Origin of the sequence: Blastomonas sp. CCH9-A1, from assembly GCF_001557175.1 — a bacterium.
GTDB lineage: Bacteria > Pseudomonadota > Alphaproteobacteria > Sphingomonadales > Sphingomonadaceae > Blastomonas > Blastomonas delafieldii_A.
Map to the genome: position 1 here is coordinate 236,774 of NZ_LSHM01000057.1, position 15,410 is coordinate 252,183.

The window sequence follows — 15,410 nt, forward strand, 5'->3', positions numbered from 1 at the left end:
CTCTCCTTGTCTTGTCTGCCGCGATCAGATCAGCCCGGCGATGATGCCAGCGGTATCGACCATGCGGTTGGAGAAGCCCCATTCATTGTCATACCAGCTGATCACGCGGACAAGCTTGCCGTCGATCACTGCGGTTTCCAGACTGTCGATGGTCGAGCTGGCTGGATCGTGGTTGAAATCGATCGAGACGAGCGGCTCGTCGGTATAGGCGAGAACGCCCTTGAGCGAGCCTTCTGCGGCGGCCTTGAGCGCGCCGTTGATTTCCTCGACCGTGGTGTCGCGGCCCGGGGTGAAGGTCAGGTCGACCAGGCTGACATTGGGGGTCGGCACGCGAATCGCCGATCCGTCGAGCTTGCCCTTGAGCTCAGGCAGCACCAGGCCGACGGCGCGGGCAGCACCCGTGGTGGTCGGGATCATCGACATCGCAGCAGCGCGCGCACGGCGCATGTCGCCATGGATCTGGTCGAGGATCTTCTGGTCGTTGGTATAGCTGTGCACCGTGGTCATCAGGCCGCGTTCGATGCCGACCAGATCGTTGAGCACCTTGGCCATCGGCGCGAGGCAGTTGGTGGTGCAGCTGGCGTTCGAGACGACCAAATCGTCGGCGGTCAGCACGTCATGGTTGACGCCATAGACGATGGTCTTGTCCGCACCGGTGGCGGGTGCCGAGATCAGCACGCGCTTCGCACCTGCGGTCAGGTGCGCGCTGGCCTTGGCCTTGTCCGCGAAGAAGCCGGTGCATTCGAGCGCAATGTCGACGCCCATCTCGCCATGCGGCAGCTTGGCGGGGTCGCGCTCGGCGGTCACCTTGATCGCCTTGCCGTTGACGATCATGCTGTCGCCCTCGGCGCTCACCGTGCCGGGGAACGCGCCGTGCACGCTGTCACGCTTGAACAGCAGGGCATTGGCCTTGGCATCGCCCAGATCGTTGATCGCGACCAGCTCGAGATCATGGTCGGTGCGCTCGAGGATCGCGCGCGCGACCAGACGGCCGATGCGGCCAAAACCGTTGATTGCAACCTTGACTGCCATGGGAATTCTCCTGCTTTCAATTCGTTGTGTTTGGGGTCAGCCCCAGCTCAACCCTGGCCAAGGGCTGCGCGCACGGCGGGCGTGATCTTGTCAGGCGTGAGGCCGAAATGGTCGAACAGCGCCTCTGCCGGGGCCGACGCACCGAAGCTGTCGATCCCGAAGGCGAGGCCATCACGGCCGACATAGCGTTCCCAGCCAAAGCTCACGCCGGCTTCCATCGAGACCTTGAGAACATCGGCGGGAAGCAGATCGGCGCGATAGCTTGCCGGCTGCGCATCGAACAGCGACCAGCACGGCATCGAGACGACATCCGCGCCGATGCCAGCAGCTTCGAGCTGGTCGGCGACGGCAAGCGCCAGCGATACTTCCGAACCCGTGCCGATCAGCACCACCTGGCGCTTGTTGCCGGCGGTCTTGATGCGATAGGCACCGCGCGCACACTGGTTGCCCTCGGCCTCGACGCGGCGGAACTGCGGCAGGTTCTGGCGGGTCAGCGCGAGCACGGTCGGGGTGGACTGGGCCTGCAGGGCGAGTTCCCAGCACTCCGCCGTTTCCACCGCGTCGCCGGGGCGGAAGGTCAGCAGATTGGGCATCATGCGCAGGCTCATGACATGTTCGACCGGCTGGTGGGTCGGGCCGTCTTCGCCGAGGCCGATGCTGTCATGCGTCATCACATAGATGACCCGCTGACGCTGCAGCGCGGACAGCCGGATCGCGGCGCGGCAATAATCGGCAAACACCAGGAAGGTGCCGCCATAGGGAATCACCCCGCCGTGCAGCGCCAGGCCGTTCATCGCCGCGGCCATGCCGAATTCGCGGATGCCGTAATTGACGTAGCGGCCGCCATAATTGGCCGAATTGAACACGCCGAGACCTGCGGTCTTGGTGTTGTTCGATCCGGTAAGGTCGGCCGAGCCGCCCACGGTTTCGGGCAGGCGTGGATTGATCGCCTCGAGCGCAAGTTCGGAAGCCTTGCGGGTCGCGACCTTCTGCGGCTCGGCGAGCAGCGAGGCGACGTGCTGCGACAGGCTGAACCCGGCGGGCAGTTCGCCTGCCATGCGGCGCTTGAATTCGGCGGCCTTGTCCGATGCAGCGAGACGATCCGCCCAGGCGGCATGTTCGGCAGCGCCGCGCTGGCCGAAATCGGCCCAGGCTGCCCGGATGTCGTCGGGCACCACGAACGGTGCATGCTGCCAACCCAGAGCGGCGCGCGCGGCGTCGACTTCGGCAGCGCCGAGCGGCGAACCGTGCGTCGCCGAGGTGCCCTGCTTGTTGGGCGCGCCCTTGCCGATGACGGTCGCGCAGGCGATCAGCGACGGGCGCGGATCGGCTACTGCAGCGTCGAGCGCGGCGCGGATCGATTCGGGATCATGGCCGTCGCAATCGACGACATGCCAGCCTGCCGCACTATGACGCGCGCGGATGTCCTCGCTGGTCGACAGATCGGTCGCGCCGTCGATGGTGATGCGGTTGTCGTCCCACAGCACGTTGAGCTGGCCGAGCGTGAGATGCCCGGCAAGACCCACCGCCTCGTGGTTGATGCCTTCCATCAGGCAGCCGTCGCCGGCGATTACCCAGGTGCGGTGGTCGACCAGTTCGTCGCCAAATTCGGCGTTCAGGTGCCGCTCGGCCATGGCCATGCCGACCGCCATCGCCAGGCCCTGGCCCAGCGGGCCGGTGGTGCACTCGACACCCGGCAGTTCGAAATTCTCCGGGTGACCGGCGCACGGGCTGTGCAGCTGGCGGAAGTTGCGAATGTCCTCGATCGTCGGGCGCGCATAGCCCGTCAGGTGCAGCAGCGAATAGATCAGCATCGATCCGTGTCCGGCGGAGAGCACGAAACGATCGCGATCGGCCCAGTCGGGCGCGCTGGCATCGAACTTCAGATACTCGCCAAACAGCACCGTGGCGACATCGGCCATGCCCATGGGCATGCCGGGATGGCCGCTATTCGCAGCCTGAACCGCATCCATCGACAAGGCACGAATGGCGTTGGCGAGATCTTGAAACTGAACGGACATCGCCCCTTGAAACTCCCTGCTGATCCTCGATCAGAGCCTAGATGCCTGCGCCGAAACAGGATTTTGCATATGCAAATGCGCAGGCCGAGTCGGCTTTGGCGTCACCCTTTGGTGTCCGTGGTGCACCGCGTCAAGTTCCGCAAAAGCCTCACTTTGTCCTAAAGTTGATTTTGCGCCATTTGTTGATAAGGTCATTCCATGGCAAATGAACGACTTATCCTGGCTATCGGACAATTGGAGCGAGCATTGTCACGGCTGGAATCGGCGCATGTCGGCCTTGCCGAAAATCTGCAGTCGCACACCATAGCCGCCAGCGACGAGTTGCTGGAGCGCCACGCGGTGCTCAAGGCTGCCGCTGCCGAAGCGCTGGCCGGGATCGACGCCCTGCTGGCCAAGGCGGAGTAAGCACCATGCCCGATATGCGCCTGACCATCGGCGGACGAATCTACAGCGTCACCTGCCAGCCCGGCGAGGAACAACATCTGGCGCGGCTGGGCACGATGCTCGACACTGCGGCGCGAAAGGCCAGTGCCTCTGGCGGACTGACCGAAACCCGCGCCCTGCTGTTTGCCGGGCTGCTGCTCGCCGATGAACTTGCCGAAACCCAAGACCGGGCCGCCGAAGCGCTCGCGGCGAGTGCAGCCAGTGCAGCTAAGGCGGAGCCCGCCCCGCCGCAGCAGGGCGACCTGTTGGCGCACGACAACGACACCGAACTGGCCGCGCGTGCGATCGAGAAGCTGGCCAAACGGATTGAGAATCTGGCGGCGGGGCTTGAGAACCAGGGCGCTGCGTCCTAAATCTCCTTTCGGGACTGCCTGGTACGAGCTGCAGAGAACATCCCTGAGGCGATACATCTTCCAAGGGAGCTGTCCCTGTCCTGGCTCCGGCCAGAGGCACACGGCGCCCACCTGACGTTACTGGCGTCAGAGGATATTCCAGCAAACGGCCAAGGCGGTTCCAACCATGGCCCTTAAGCGGGCCCCTTCCCTTCCAGACAGTTAGGTGCGCGCTTGTCCGATCTACTCAGCCAGAAGCGGGAGATGCGGCGGGCGATGCGCGCTGCACGCTTGAAGCACTGGCAGGCGCTTCCGCAAGCGCATCGCGCGCTGATCTTCGGCCGCCCGCCACGCGCGATCCTGCCGCTGATCGAGAGCGCCGAGATCGTCGGCCTGTATCATGCCGTGCCGGGCGAAGTGCCGACAGGGCGCTATGCGATGCACATGCTCGACATGGGCAAGATGATCGCCCTGCCCTGGACGCGCGAGCATGCAGGTCCGCTGGCCTTCCGGCTGTGGACCGGGTCCGAAGAGACGCTGGAAAAAGGCCCATGGGGACCTCAGCCGCATATGGCGATGCCCCAAGTGGTGCCCGATGCACTGTTCATGCCCCTGGTCGCCTTTGACGCCTCGCTGAACCGGTTGGGCCAGGGCGGCGGGCATTATGATGGCTGGTGCGCCCAGCATCCGGATACCCGCCGAATCGGTCTGGGCTGGACCGTGCAGCAGGCCGAGCGCGTCCCGACCGACGATCACGACATGCCGCTCGACGCGGTGATCACCGAGCAGCAGGTCCTGCTGCCGACCAACGAGAGAGTTCTGCCATGAAGCCGACCATGCGCAAGCCCGTGGGCATTTTCGCGATCCTGGGGATCATCACCCTCTGGGCGGTGATCGTCGCCAGCTTTTCCAGCGTCATCGGCAACTGGCACATCGCCGTGCAATCGGTGATCTATTGCATCGCCGGGATCATCTGGATCGCGCCGATGCGACCACTGATGATCTGGATGGAAACAGGCCGCTGGCGGGCCTGATCGTTTCAGCTATTTTCGAATGATTTCCAACGCATGCAGGTGACCATTGCGGTGAAGTCTCACCAGACCAATGGCGCGAGTGACGGGGCTCGAACCCGCGACCTCCGGCGTGACAGGCCGGCGCTCTAACCAACTGAGCTACACCCGCATCGCGTTGGAGCGCTGCCACTAGAAGCGGTCTCGCCGCCTGTCAACAGCCTCTTTCAATTTTTCCCACGAACCGGCGAAAGTGGCTCGGTCGCTGCCGTCTCTCCATCGCGCGGCTGCCGGGTGAGCGTTCCCGATTCGAACAGGAATCCGGCGATATCCGGCTTGCCAGCCGCCGCCACGACGGTCTGGATGATGATGAGCAGCGGCACCGCCAGCAGCGCGCCGGTCGTGCCCCAGACCCAGGCCCAGTAGCTAAGCGACACGAGAATCAGCAGCGGGTTCATCGTCAGACGGCGGCCGAGCACCGCGGGCGTGATCAGATTCGCCTCGACCAGATGAAAGACGACCTGCACGCTTGCGGGAATCAGCGCGGTGCCGAGATCGCCAAAGGTCATCAGCCCGCCCAGCGCCAGCAGCACCGCCGCCAGCACCGGCCCCAGATAGGGGATGAAATTGAGCAGAGCGACGATCCCGCCCCACATCGCGGGGGATTCCATGCCCAGCATCCACACGACAATCCCCACCGACAGACCCAGCAGCAGGTTGATGACGGTGATGGTGGTGAGGTACGCCGAGGTGGCCGACACGACGTTCTGGATCACCCGTGCGGTCGCCATCGCGCCGGTGAAGCTGCCACGACTGTTGATCGCGTTCTCGCGCAGCTTGGTCCAGCCCGCGAGGAAGAAGAAGATTAGCAGGATCACAAACGCCATCTGCAGCGCGACGGCGGGTGCAGCGCTGGCAAACAGGTCGAGCAGTGATTCGGGCGAGGCGGTCGCCGCTGCCTGTGCCTTCACCATCGAACCCGAAACCAGCCGCGTCGTATCGTCGACAAACTTCTGCAGGTCCGAATAGAGGTCGATCAGCGGCGCCAGATTCTCCATGATCTTGGGGATCCGGTCGGGCAGCCGCAGAAACCAGTCCGTCGCCGGCACCACGATCACCGCCAGCGCGCCGTTGGCGATCGTCAGGAACAGAACCAGACAGAGAAAGGCCGCCGCCATCGAGGGCAGCCCACGCCGCTCCATCCATTCGAGCGCCGGCACCAGCGCGATCGACAGCACGATCGCGACCGCCAGCGGCAGGAAGAACTCGGAACCGGCGCGCATGGCGAACGGAAAGGCTAGGAAAAGCGCGACACCCGCGATCAGCGCCAGCGCCGCGAGCAGGCGGTCACGCCGCAATTCATCGGTTTCGGTACGTTCGGCTGGAGGTAAAGACATGCGCAAATAGGCCCTTGGCCCAAAATCCGGGCGTTTTCGGCCTATATCTGCCCGTTATGTCGCGCACAATCCAGCGGCATCGATTCATCTTTCCTGCTGGGCCATTAACCATATGTTGGAAGATCGGACGTACCCGTGGCCGCAGCCGGACCATCCCGGCGGGGGCAAATCGGGGAATTGAATGCTTCTGCGCACTGCACTCGCGCTGACCGCCATGCTGATGCCTGGCGCGGCCCTGGCATCGAGCGATGTCATGACCAAGGCCTCCATTTTCGTGGAACGAATCGCACCACAGCCCGATGGCGCGCGCCGCGTACGGCTTGAACCCGCGCGGCAGGTGAGCCCGGGCGAGCGGCTGATCTATGTCGTCGAATATCGCAACACGGGCAATCGCCCCGTGCAGGGCTTCACCGTGACCAACCCCCTGCCCCGCACCGTACGGCTCGACGAGACCGTCGATGGCAGCGAGCTGGTCTCGATCGACGGCGGCCGTAGCTGGGGACCGCTGTCGGCGCTGCGCGTGCGGCTGGGCAACGGCAACTGGCGTCCGGCCAATCCGGAAGACGTCACGCACCTGCGCTGGCGCGTCGGCGACACGCTGATGCAGGGCGAGACACGCCGCGTCACCTTCCGCGCGATCGTGCGCTAGCACTTTCCCCTCCCGCAAGCGGGAGGGGAGAATATGATCAATCGGCAAAGATATAGATCGGCGTCTCGATCCGGCGCTTGAGCGCCTGGACGAAGCTGGCGGCGTCATAGCCATCCACCACCCGGTGATCGCACGAGATCGACAGGTTCATCATCTTGCGGATGATCACCGCGCCATCGACCACCATCGGCCGCTCGACGATCTTGTTGGGGCCGATGATCGCGACCTCGGGCCGGTTGATCACCGGGGTCGTCGCGATACCGCCGAGCGGACCCAGCGAGGTCAGCGTCAGCGTCGAGCCCGAAAGCTCCTCGCTCTTCGCCTTGCCGCTGCGCGCTGCATCGGCCAGCCGCGCGATCTCGCTCGCCATGTCCCAGACGCTCAAGCTTTCCGCGCCGCGCAGCACGGGGACCATCAGCCCAGCATCGGTCTGGGTGGCGATCCCCAGATGCACCGCGCCGAAGCGGGTGACGACATTGGCCTCGTCGTCATAGCGCGCGTTGAGCATCGGGTACTCGCGCAGCGTCTTGCAGATCGCGGCGATCAGGATCGGCAGCGCGGTCAGCTTGGGCCGGGACCCACGCGACTCGTTCATCTCGGCGCGCATCTCCTCCATCTTCGTCACGTCGATTTCCTCGACATAAGTGAAGTGCGGAATGTGGCGCTTCGATTCGGCCATGTTCTGCGCGATGCGCTTGCGCATGCCGATGACGCGGATTTCCTCGTCCGCTGCGCGGCCCGGTCCGGCGCGCGTGCCGCCATAGTTCAGATAGGCGTCGAGATCGGCATGGCGGATGCGGTTGCCCTCGGCCGGGCGCACCTTGGCGAGATCAATCCCCAGATCGCGCGCGCGCTGACGCACGACCGGCGATGCCAGCACCTTCTCGCCCGATTCGCTCCCCTGCGAAGGCAGGGGCCCGTCTCCGGAAGCCGCCTTGGGCGCAACCGGCGCGGCGCTCGGAGCAGGTGCAGGAGCCGCAGCCTCAACGGGCGGTGCCTTGGGCGTCTCGGCCTCGATAACTTCCGGCGCCGGTGCGGATTCGACCACTGGCGCGTCCTCGCCCTCGGTCTCGATCTCGACCAGCATCGATCCGATCGCGATCACGTCGCCCTCGGCCCCGGCGACCTTGCGGATCACGCCAGAGACCGGCGATTCCATCTCGACCGTCGCCTTGTCGGTCATCATGTCGGCAATACGGCCGTCTTCTTCGATCCGATCGCCGACCTTGACGTGCCACGCCACGATTTCCGCCTCGGCAATGCCTTCGCCAATATCGGGCAGGTTGAAGGTATAGGTGGCCATGGCGTCAGTCCTTCATGATCTTGGCAATGGCGCGACCGATGCGGATCGGGCCGGGGAAATACGCCCATTCCAGGCTGTGCGGATAGGGCGTGTCGAAGCCGGTGACTCGCTCGACCGGGGCTTCGAGATGATAGAAGCAGCGCTCCTGCACCAGTGCCGAAAGCTCCGCGCCGAAACCGCTGGTGCGCGTCGCCTCGTGCACGATCAGGCAGCGCCCGGTCTTCTTCACCGACGCCTCGATCGTCTCGATATCGAGCGGCAGCAGCGTTCGCAGATCGATCACCTCGGCATCGACCTTGTTCGCCTCCACCACGGCGAGCGCGACATGGACCATCGTGCCATAGGCCAGGATGGTAAGCCCCTCGCCTTCGCGCACCACATTCGCCTTGCCCAGCGGGATGCGATAATGGCCGGTCGGCACGGCTGAGGCGGCGTGCTTCGACCAGGGTTCGACCGGGCGGTCGTAATAGCCGCTGAACGGGCCGTTATAGATGCGCTTGGGCTCGAAGAAGATGACCGGGTCATTGTCCTCGATCGCCGAGATCAGCAGCCCCTTGGCGTCATAAGGCGTCGACGGGATCACGGTCTTGAGGCCCGCGACATGGGTGAACAGGCTTTCGGGGCTCTGGCTGTGCGTCTGACCGCCGAAAATGCCGCCGCCGAACGGGGAGCGCACCGTGATCGGCGCGATATACTCGCCCGCCGAGCGGTAGCGCAGCCGCGCCGCTTCGGAGATCAGCTGGTCGATGCCGGGATAGATATAGTCGGCAAACTGGATCTCCGGCACCGGGCGCAGGCCATAGGCCCCCATGCCGACCGCGACGCCGACAATGCCGCATTCGCTGATCGGCGTGTCGAACACGCGGGTCTTGCCGTATTTCTTCTGCAGGCCGGCGGTGCAGCGGAACACACCGCCGAAATAGCCGACATCCTCGCCCATGATGACGACATTGTCGTCGCGCGCCATCATCACGTCGAGGGCGCTGTTGATCGCCTCGATCATGTTCATGGTGCGGGTATCGCTTGCGGCATCGATCACTTCGGCCATTTGGCGGCCCTTTCTTCCAGCGCCTGCGCCATCTGCTCCTGCAGATGCCAGGGCAGTTCCTCGAACACGTCCTCGAACATCGTCTCGAACGGCTGGTGCATGCCGTGACCCAGAACACCGTTCTTCTCGGCTTCCTTGGTAGCCTGCTTGACCATTTCGGCGAGTTCGAGGTCCATCGCCGCGTGGCGCTCCTCGTCCCAGATGCCGAGCGCTATGCAGTGCTGCTTCAGCCGGTGGATCGGATCGCCCAGCGGCCATTCGGCGCTTTCCTGCGCGCTGCGATAGGCCGAAGGGTCGTCGGAGGTGCTGTGCCCTTCGGCGCGATAGGTGAAATGCTCGATCAGCGTCGGGCCCTTGTTGGCGCGCGCGCGCTCGGCGGCCCAGCGGGTCGCGGCATAGACCGCGAGCGCATCATTGCCGTCGACACGCAGGCCGGCGATGCCATAGCCCAGAGCGCGCGCGGCAAAGGTGGTCCGCTCGGCCCCGGCAAAGCCCGAGAAGCTCGAAATCGCCCATTGGTTATTGACGACATTGAGGATGACCGGCGCGTTATAGACCGAGGCAAAGGTCATGGCGCTGTGGAAATCGCCTTCCGCCGTCGATCCCTCGCCGCACCAGCAGCTGGCGATGCGCGTATCGCCCTTGATCGCGCTCGCCATCGCCCATCCGACGGCCTGCGGATATTGCGTGGTCAGGTTGCCGCTGATGGTGAAGAAGCTGAGCTCGGGCACCGAATACATGATCGGCAGCTGACGGCCCTTCAGCTTGTCGCCCGCGTTCGAGTAGATCTGGTTGACCATCTCGACCAGCGGATAGCCGCGCCACATCAAAATGCCCTGCTGGCGATAGCTGGGGAAGACCATGTCGTCGCCCTGCATCGCGGCGGCGGCGGAGACCGAGGTCGCCTCCTCGCCGGTGCACTTCATGTAGAAGCTGGTCTTGCCCTGGCGCTGCGCACGATAGAGCCGTTCGTCGAAAGCGCGGGTCAGCGCCATGGTGCGCAGGATCTTGAGCAGCGTCTCGGGCGAGAGGCGCGGGTCCCACGGACCAACGGCCCTGTGCTCCTCGTCGAGCACGCGGACCAGACCGAAGGCTGCATCGCGCATGTCATGCGGCGAGATCGCCTCGTCGGGGCGCGGCATGCTGCCGGCGGCGGGAATCACGACATCGCTGAAATCGACCGGATCGCCGGGGCGCGAGCGGGGCTCTGGAACGTGCAGCGCAAGCGGCTGCAGGTTCGTGCGGGCAGGACCATCGGCCATCAAATATCCTCTCGGGCTGGCGGGCAATGGGTCGGGGCGGCTCTTGCTGGCCTTTCGACTAATTGCCCTACCCGGACATAATATTTCAAGATTCGCGATAGGTCAATAGTGCTGCCCTTCACACCGCGACGGGAGCGGCGATATGCGCTTGCGGCGCATAATCGCGGACTTCGAAATCCTCGATCCGGTAATCGAAAATGCTCGTCGCCCGCCGTGTGATCGCAAGTTTCGGCGCACCCGAGGGCGTACGCCCAAGCTGGGTTTCGACCAGCTCTTCATGGTTGAGGTACAGATGCACATCGCCGCCGTTCCAGATCAGCTCGCCCGGCTCCAGATCGCATTGCTGCGCCAGCATCCGCGTGATCAGCGCGGCGGAGAAGATGTTGAACGGCACGCCCAGCGCGAGGTCGCACGAACGCTGATAGAGCAGCCCGGTCAGCTTCCCGTCCGCAACGAAGAACTGATAGGTCTTGTGGCACGGCGGCAGCGCCATACGGTCGAGCTCGGCGACATTCCAGCCTTCGAAGATATGCCGGCGCGATCCGGGATTGTGGCGCAGGCTCTCGACCAGCTCGGCAATCTGGTTGATGCCCTGTTCGCGCTGGCGGAACAGCCCCTCGCCCACCGGCTCGTAAACCGGCCAGTCGACCCATTGCTTGCCATAGACCGGGCCAAGATCGCCCCAGCGTTCGGCAAAATCGGCATCGGCGATGATTCGCGCCTCGAACGCGTCGCGCTCGATCGCCTCGCCGGTCGCCTTGCGATAGGCATCGAGCGGCCAGTCGGTCCAGATATGCACCCCCTGCGCGACCAGCGGGCGGATGTTGGTTTCTCCGGTGAGGAACCACAGCATCTCGCGCGCGGCCGCCTTCCAGTAGACGCGCTTGGTGGTGAGCAGCGGAATGGCATCGCCCGAAAGGTCGAAGCGCATATTGGCCCCGAAGACCGAGCGCGTACCTACGCCAGTGCGGTCGGATCGCTTATGCCCGCGCGTCCAGACCTGGCGCATCAGGTCGAGATACTGCCATTCGAAATGATCCTGCGCGGCTGTTTGCGGCGCGCGACTCTGCACTGCTGTTTCCATGCGCCCATGCCTAGCACGGGCCTCGAAGCTCCGCCAACGCGGGGCCGACAAGAAAAGCGCAAAAGGCCGCTTGCAGTCTGCGAAACCCGTGGCTATAGGCACGCCCCTGCCTCCCAGGCGCCGCAAGGCACCATGAAGTCTGGGTCGGGGAGTAGCTCAGCCTGGTAGAGCACTGTCTTCGGGAGGCAGGGGCCGGAGGTTCGAATCCTCTCTCCCCGACCATTTCCTCGTATCGATCCTGATCTTCGCGACGAACCCGGCTTGCCGGGCCTTGTCGCGTTGCGCCCTCGCTCGGCTTCAATCGACCTCTTCGATTGAACTGACATAGTTTGATCGTTTCAGCCGTTCATGGAACTTTCCTATGTTAGCGTCATTCGTTCGATGAAGGAGACGAGCCATGGACATGAAGACCGGAACCGTAGGCAAGAATGGCGGCATGGGCGGCAACTGCCCGTTTTCCGGCAAGGATGGCGGCGTTCGCGCGCTGCTGGGGCGGACCAACCGCGACTGGTGGCCTGATGCGCTGCAGCTCGACATATTGACGCAGAACGGCACCTCGCCCGACCCGATGGGCCCGGATTATGATTATGCCGAGGCGTTCAAGCAGCTCGACTATCAGGCGCTCAAGGCTGATCTGCACGCGCTGATGACCGACTCGCAGCCCTGGTGGCCCGCCGATTACGGTCATTACGGCCCCTTCTTCATCCGCATGGCCTGGCATAGCGCCGGCACCTATCGCACCGCCGATGGACGCGGCGGATCGAGCAGCGGGCAGCAGCGCTTTGCCCCGCTCAACAGCTGGCCCGACAACGGCAATCTCGACAAGGCACGCCGCCTATTGTGGCCGATCAAGCAGAAATACGGCAAGCATATCAGCTGGGCCGACCTGTTCATCCTCACCGGAAATGTCGCGATCGAATCGATGGGCGGCCCTGTCTTCGGCTTTGGCGGTGGCCGTGCCGACGTGTTCGAACCCGAGCGCGACGTCTATTGGGGCACCGAGGAAGCCTGGGTCGACACGGGCGCGGAAACCCGCATCCAGCCCGACAAGGGATGGGAACTCGAAGCCCCGCTCGCCGCGATCCAGATGGGGCTGATCTACGTCAATCCCGAAGGCCCGGGCGGCGTGCCCGATCCGCTGCAATCGGCGCGCGACATGCGCATCACCTTCGAGCGGATGGCGATGAACGACGAGGAAACCGTCGCGCTCACCGCTGGCGGTCACGCGTTCGGCAAGGCGCATGGGGCGGTGCCGCCCGACCAGCTGAGCGGCGCACCCGAATCCGAGGCGATGCAGCTGATGGGCTTTGGCTGGGCGACCGATGCCGAACAGATCGAGCGCGGACACATCACAACGTCGGGCATCGAAGGCGCCTGGACACCCAACCCCACGCAATGGGGCGGCGACTATTTCCGCCTGCTGTTCAAGTATGACTATGAGCTCGTCCGCAGCCCGGCGGGCGCGCAGCAATGGCAGCCGATCAACCCGGACCCGGAAGACATGGCGCCCGATGCGCGCGATCCTTCCAAGAAGGTGCCGACGATGATGACCACCGCCGACATGGCGCTGAAGATGGACCCAGAATATCGCAAGATCTCCGGACGCTTCCGCGACGATCAGGCGGCGCTCGACGATGCCTTTGCCCGCGCCTGGTTCAAGCTGACGCACCGCGACATGGGGCCAAAGGTCCGCTATCTCGGCCCTGAAGTCCCTGCCGAAGACCTGATCTGGCAGGACCCGGTGCCCGCCGGTTCAAACCCTTCGGATGCGGCGGTCGAGGCGTTCAAGACGGCGATCCTTACAAGCGGCCTGCCGAGGAGCGCGCTGATCAAGGCGGCCTGGGCCTCGGCCTCGACCTATCGCCGCAGCGACCATCGCGGCGGAGCCAATGGCGCGCGCGTCCGTCTGGCGCCGCAAAAGGACTGGGCGGTGAACGACCCGGCGGAGCTGGCGACGGTGCTGGCGAAGATCGAGGAACTGCGTGGGCCCCTGTCGGTAGCCGATGCCATCGTGCTGGCGGGAAGCGCTGCGGTCGAGAAGGCGGCGCGGGATGCGGGCTTCGATGTCTCGGTGCCGTTCCTCGGCGGTCGCGGTGATGCGAGCGCAGAGCAGACCGATGCAGAGAGCTTCGAGCCGCTCGAACCGCGCGCCGATGCCTTCCGCAACTATCTTGCCACGAAGCAGACGGTGAAGACCGAGGAGATCATGCTCGACCGCGCGCATCTGCTCGGCCTGTCGATCCCGCAAATGGCGGTGCTGGTGGCGGGGCTACGCGTGCTGGGGGCCAATGCCGGCAACAGCAGGAAGGGTGTGCTCACCGACCGTCCGGGCCTGCTGACCAACGACTTCTTCGTCAACCTGCTCGACATGCGCACGGCCTGGAAGACCGTCGACGAGAGCGGCGACGAGGAGTTCGTCGGCACCGACCGCGCGACCGGCGAAACCCGCTGGCACGCGACGCGCACCGACCTGGTCTTCGGCTCCAACTCGCAACTGCGCGCGGTGTCCGAAGTCTATGCCGAACGCGGCAACGAGCTGAAGTTCGTGCAGGACTTCATCGCCGCCTGGGTGAAGGTGATGAACGCCGACCGGTTCGATGTGAAGTGAGCGGGTGGTGGTTAGGTGAATGAGAAAGCCCCGGGCAGCGATGTCCGGGGCTTTTTTACAAGGGGCGATTGCAAAGATGTTCCGTCATGCGTCGCCTGCGATGATGCGGCATTCCTCCAGATGGAATACGTCCTTCAGACCGATTTCTGACAGGGCCTTGACCAAAAGGTCGCTCATGAAGACCTTATTGTAGATAGCAGGATCAAACCATAGGTCAGGGCCCTCTAATACAGCAGGTGAAACAACGACATCCCCTTCTTTGGACCAGCCATTGACTTTCCATAATTCCTGTCCAGTTTTGACACTGATGCCACGCTTGACGACATTCCGGCTTTGCTCCGGTAGAACCGTTTCTTTGTGACAGCCGAAGTTCAGCAGAAAAAATTCACCGGGGTAAGGCGTTTCTAGGTCGGCTTTGTAGATGGTAAATGGGATCAGCCCACCTTCTCCCAGATCGAACTGAGAGAGGATTTCGGCAAGTCTGCCCTTCACAGCATAAAAGGGCCCAGCCATAAAAATGTCTTTGACTTTCTTGAACCGCTTTTCGTCCCAGACCGCGATCGCTTCCGGAAACTCCGACCGTTGCAGCGAAAAGCCTTGCCTGTGTCGTTTAGAGGCTGCCAGAACCTCTTCTGGTGGTACTGGCAGTTCCAACGAAGCTGGATTCCAGTCATGACCGTAAAACTTCGCGCGCGCGCCCTGCTTCATGCCGATATCGTAGTTGTCCAGCACGCCGCTCATCCAGACCTTGGCCGATGCGCTCTCGATTACAGCTTTCGGTTCATCAGCTGCCGACCTGCCAGGCCTCCTGCCAAAGATTATAGCGCCATCCTTTCCCGCCCGTAGATTTGCATATCGCCCGCCCGCTGGTTGAGGGGATTAGCATGCCAGAACCTAATTCTTGCTGACCAATGTTCTATCCGGCTTTCAGGAAATGGGCTGCGCCCTGCCTATATCAGGCCGTCATGTAGGCATAGCTTGCCCCCTCCGCCTGGCCTGAGCTTGTCGGAGGCCCCGTTATATCGGCAACATGGGCGCGGGTCCTTCGCCTTTGCGGGCTGAAGCCCGCTGCTAAGGATGAGCAGGGGTGGTTGGGCTATTGCTTGCGGGACAGGCGTCGATAAAGCGCGTTCCCCTTTCTTGCAGGGAGGGGAGTTCTGGTGGTGCGTATTGGGGCGGGCCGGTGGAGCCCTCTCCCCTTCAGGGGGGAGGGTTGGGAG

14 protein-coding genes, 2 tRNA genes and 1 other RNA gene are annotated in these 15,410 nt (G+C 63.9%); 8 read left to right on the forward strand and 9 right to left on the reverse strand.

The genetic code is table 11. The annotated features are described in order from the left end of the window. Positions 1 to 24: 24 nt before the first annotated feature. On the reverse strand, positions 25 to 1,032 hold the full coding sequence (gap, locus tag AX725_RS16075) for a type I glyceraldehyde-3-phosphate dehydrogenase (protein ID WP_066113895.1): 1,008 nt from the start codon (positions 1,030 to 1,032) through the stop codon (positions 25 to 27). A 47-nt stretch (positions 1,033 to 1,079) separates the two neighbouring features. Next, a complete protein-coding gene (gene tkt, locus AX725_RS16080) occupies positions 1,080 to 3,053 on the reverse strand; it encodes a transketolase (RefSeq protein WP_060979703.1) in 1,974 nt (657 codons plus the stop codon). 198 nt (positions 3,054 to 3,251) lie between these two features. On the opposite strand from tkt, the gene AX725_RS21020 reads away from it, so the two are divergent. The 5 genes from AX725_RS21020 to AX725_RS16100 all read left to right on the forward strand — a co-directional run bounded on the left by AX725_RS21020 (position 3,252) and on the right by AX725_RS16100 (position 4,863). Then, complete coding sequence (locus AX725_RS21020; protein ID WP_155645962.1) at positions 3,252 to 3,458, forward strand: hypothetical protein; 207 nt, start codon at positions 3,252 to 3,254, stop codon at positions 3,456 to 3,458. Positions 3,459 to 3,463: 5 nt separating this feature from the next. Further along, positions 3,464 to 3,850: a cell division protein ZapA gene (zapA, locus tag AX725_RS16085; RefSeq protein ID WP_060979704.1), complete on the forward strand. Its 387-nt coding sequence runs from the start codon at positions 3,464 to 3,466 to the stop codon at positions 3,848 to 3,850. An 8-nt stretch (positions 3,851 to 3,858) separates the two neighbouring features. Then, a non-coding RNA gene (gene ssrS / locus AX725_RS16090) (6S RNA) lies at positions 3,859 to 4,015 on the forward strand. A 78-nt stretch (positions 4,016 to 4,093) separates the two neighbouring features. Then, positions 4,094 to 4,657 carry a 5-formyltetrahydrofolate cyclo-ligase gene (locus AX725_RS16095; RefSeq protein ID WP_060979705.1) on the forward strand — a complete coding sequence of 188 codons (564 nt, stop codon included), beginning with the start codon at positions 4,094 to 4,096 and terminating at the stop codon, positions 4,655 to 4,657. Further along, entirely contained in the window at positions 4,654 to 4,863 is a 210-nt protein-coding gene (locus AX725_RS16100) for a DUF2842 domain-containing protein (protein WP_060979706.1), read from the forward strand. The genes AX725_RS16095 and AX725_RS16100 overlap by 4 nt, the downstream gene beginning before the upstream one ends. Positions 4,864 to 4,934: 71 nt before the next feature. Here the strand turns inward: AX725_RS16100 and AX725_RS16105 are convergent. Beyond that, positions 4,935 to 5,011: transfer RNA gene (locus AX725_RS16105), tRNA-Asp, on the reverse strand. Between the two features lie 55 nt (positions 5,012 to 5,066). Then, on the reverse strand, positions 5,067 to 6,236 hold the full coding sequence (locus AX725_RS16110) for an AI-2E family transporter (RefSeq protein WP_060979707.1): 1,170 nt from the start codon (positions 6,234 to 6,236) through the stop codon (positions 5,067 to 5,069). Positions 6,237 to 6,417: 181 nt separating this feature from the next. Between AX725_RS16110 and AX725_RS16115 the strand changes: the two genes are divergently transcribed. After that, positions 6,418 to 6,885: a DUF11 domain-containing protein gene (locus AX725_RS16115; protein ID WP_060979708.1), complete on the forward strand. Its 468-nt coding sequence runs from the start codon at positions 6,418 to 6,420 to the stop codon at positions 6,883 to 6,885. Between the two features lie 37 nt (positions 6,886 to 6,922). On the opposite strand, the gene AX725_RS16120 is transcribed toward AX725_RS16115, so the two are convergent. The 4 genes from AX725_RS16120 to thyA all read right to left on the reverse strand — a co-directional run bounded on the left by AX725_RS16120 (position 6,923) and on the right by thyA (position 11,582). Beyond that, on the reverse strand, positions 6,923 to 8,188 hold the full coding sequence (locus AX725_RS16120; RefSeq protein ID WP_060979709.1) for a dihydrolipoamide acetyltransferase family protein: 1,266 nt from the start codon (positions 8,186 to 8,188) through the stop codon (positions 6,923 to 6,925). Between the two features lie 4 nt (positions 8,189 to 8,192). Then, positions 8,193 to 9,197 (reverse strand): alpha-ketoacid dehydrogenase subunit beta, encoded by a 1,005-nt coding sequence (locus AX725_RS16125; RefSeq protein ID WP_031318007.1) that lies wholly within the window; start codon positions 9,195 to 9,197, stop codon positions 8,193 to 8,195. Between the two features lie 26 nt (positions 9,198 to 9,223). Beyond that, positions 9,224 to 10,498, reverse strand: coding sequence for a 3-methyl-2-oxobutanoate dehydrogenase (2-methylpropanoyl-transferring) subunit alpha (locus tag AX725_RS16130; RefSeq protein WP_060979710.1), 1,275 nt, complete (start codon positions 10,496 to 10,498; stop codon positions 9,224 to 9,226). 118 nt (positions 10,499 to 10,616) lie between these two features. Further along, positions 10,617 to 11,582, reverse strand: a complete 966-nt coding sequence (gene thyA / locus AX725_RS16135; protein WP_060979711.1) for a thymidylate synthase — start codon at positions 11,580 to 11,582, stop codon at positions 10,617 to 10,619. Between the two features lie 145 nt (positions 11,583 to 11,727). Here thyA and AX725_RS16140 point away from each other — a divergent pair. After that, positions 11,728 to 11,804, forward strand: a tRNA-Pro gene (locus tag AX725_RS16140). A 175-nt stretch (positions 11,805 to 11,979) separates the two neighbouring features. Beyond that, positions 11,980 to 14,190, forward strand: coding sequence for a catalase/peroxidase HPI (gene katG / locus AX725_RS16145; RefSeq protein ID WP_066113898.1), 2,211 nt, complete (start codon positions 11,980 to 11,982; stop codon positions 14,188 to 14,190). Positions 14,191 to 14,274: 84 nt separating this feature from the next. On the opposite strand, the gene AX725_RS16150 is transcribed toward katG, so the two are convergent. Then, on the reverse strand, positions 14,275 to 14,931 hold the full coding sequence (locus AX725_RS16150) for a hypothetical protein (RefSeq protein WP_060979713.1): 657 nt from the start codon (positions 14,929 to 14,931) through the stop codon (positions 14,275 to 14,277). Positions 14,932 to 15,410: the final 479 nt, after the last annotated feature.

Bases quoted from the DNA above. Each gene is read 5' to 3' on its own strand.
- AX725_RS16130 (WP_060979710.1), bottom strand. From the start codon at position 10,498: ATGGCCGATGGTCCTGCCCGCACGAACCTGCAGCCGCTTGCGCTGCAC.
- AX725_RS16125 (WP_031318007.1), bottom strand. From the start codon at position 9,197: ATGAACATGATCGAGGCGATCAACAGCGCCCTCGACGTGATGATGGCG.
- tkt (WP_060979703.1), bottom strand. From the start codon at position 3,053: ATGTCCGTTCAGTTTCAAGATCTCGCCAACGCCATTCGTGCCTTGTCG.
- katG (WP_066113898.1), top strand. From the start codon at position 11,980: ATGGACATGAAGACCGGAACCGTAGGCAAGAATGGCGGCATGGGCGGC.
- gap (WP_066113895.1), bottom strand. From the start codon at position 1,032: ATGGCAGTCAAGGTTGCAATCAACGGTTTTGGCCGCATCGGCCGTCTG.
- AX725_RS16115 (WP_060979708.1), top strand. From the start codon at position 6,418: ATGCTTCTGCGCACTGCACTCGCGCTGACCGCCATGCTGATGCCTGGC.
- zapA (WP_060979704.1), top strand. From the start codon at position 3,464: ATGCCCGATATGCGCCTGACCATCGGCGGACGAATCTACAGCGTCACC.
- thyA (WP_060979711.1), bottom strand. From the start codon at position 11,582: ATGGAAACAGCAGTGCAGAGTCGCGCGCCGCAAACAGCCGCGCAGGAT.
- AX725_RS16110 (WP_060979707.1), bottom strand. From the start codon at position 6,236: ATGTCTTTACCTCCAGCCGAACGTACCGAAACCGATGAATTGCGGCGT.
- AX725_RS16095 (WP_060979705.1), top strand. From the start codon at position 4,094: ATGCGGCGGGCGATGCGCGCTGCACGCTTGAAGCACTGGCAGGCGCTT.
- AX725_RS16100 (WP_060979706.1), top strand. From the start codon at position 4,654: ATGAAGCCGACCATGCGCAAGCCCGTGGGCATTTTCGCGATCCTGGGG.
- AX725_RS21020 (WP_155645962.1), top strand. From the start codon at position 3,252: ATGGCAAATGAACGACTTATCCTGGCTATCGGACAATTGGAGCGAGCA.
- AX725_RS16120 (WP_060979709.1), bottom strand. From the start codon at position 8,188: ATGGCCACCTATACCTTCAACCTGCCCGATATTGGCGAAGGCATTGCC.
- AX725_RS16150 (WP_060979713.1), bottom strand. From the start codon at position 14,931: ATGAGCGGCGTGCTGGACAACTACGATATCGGCATGAAGCAGGGCGCG.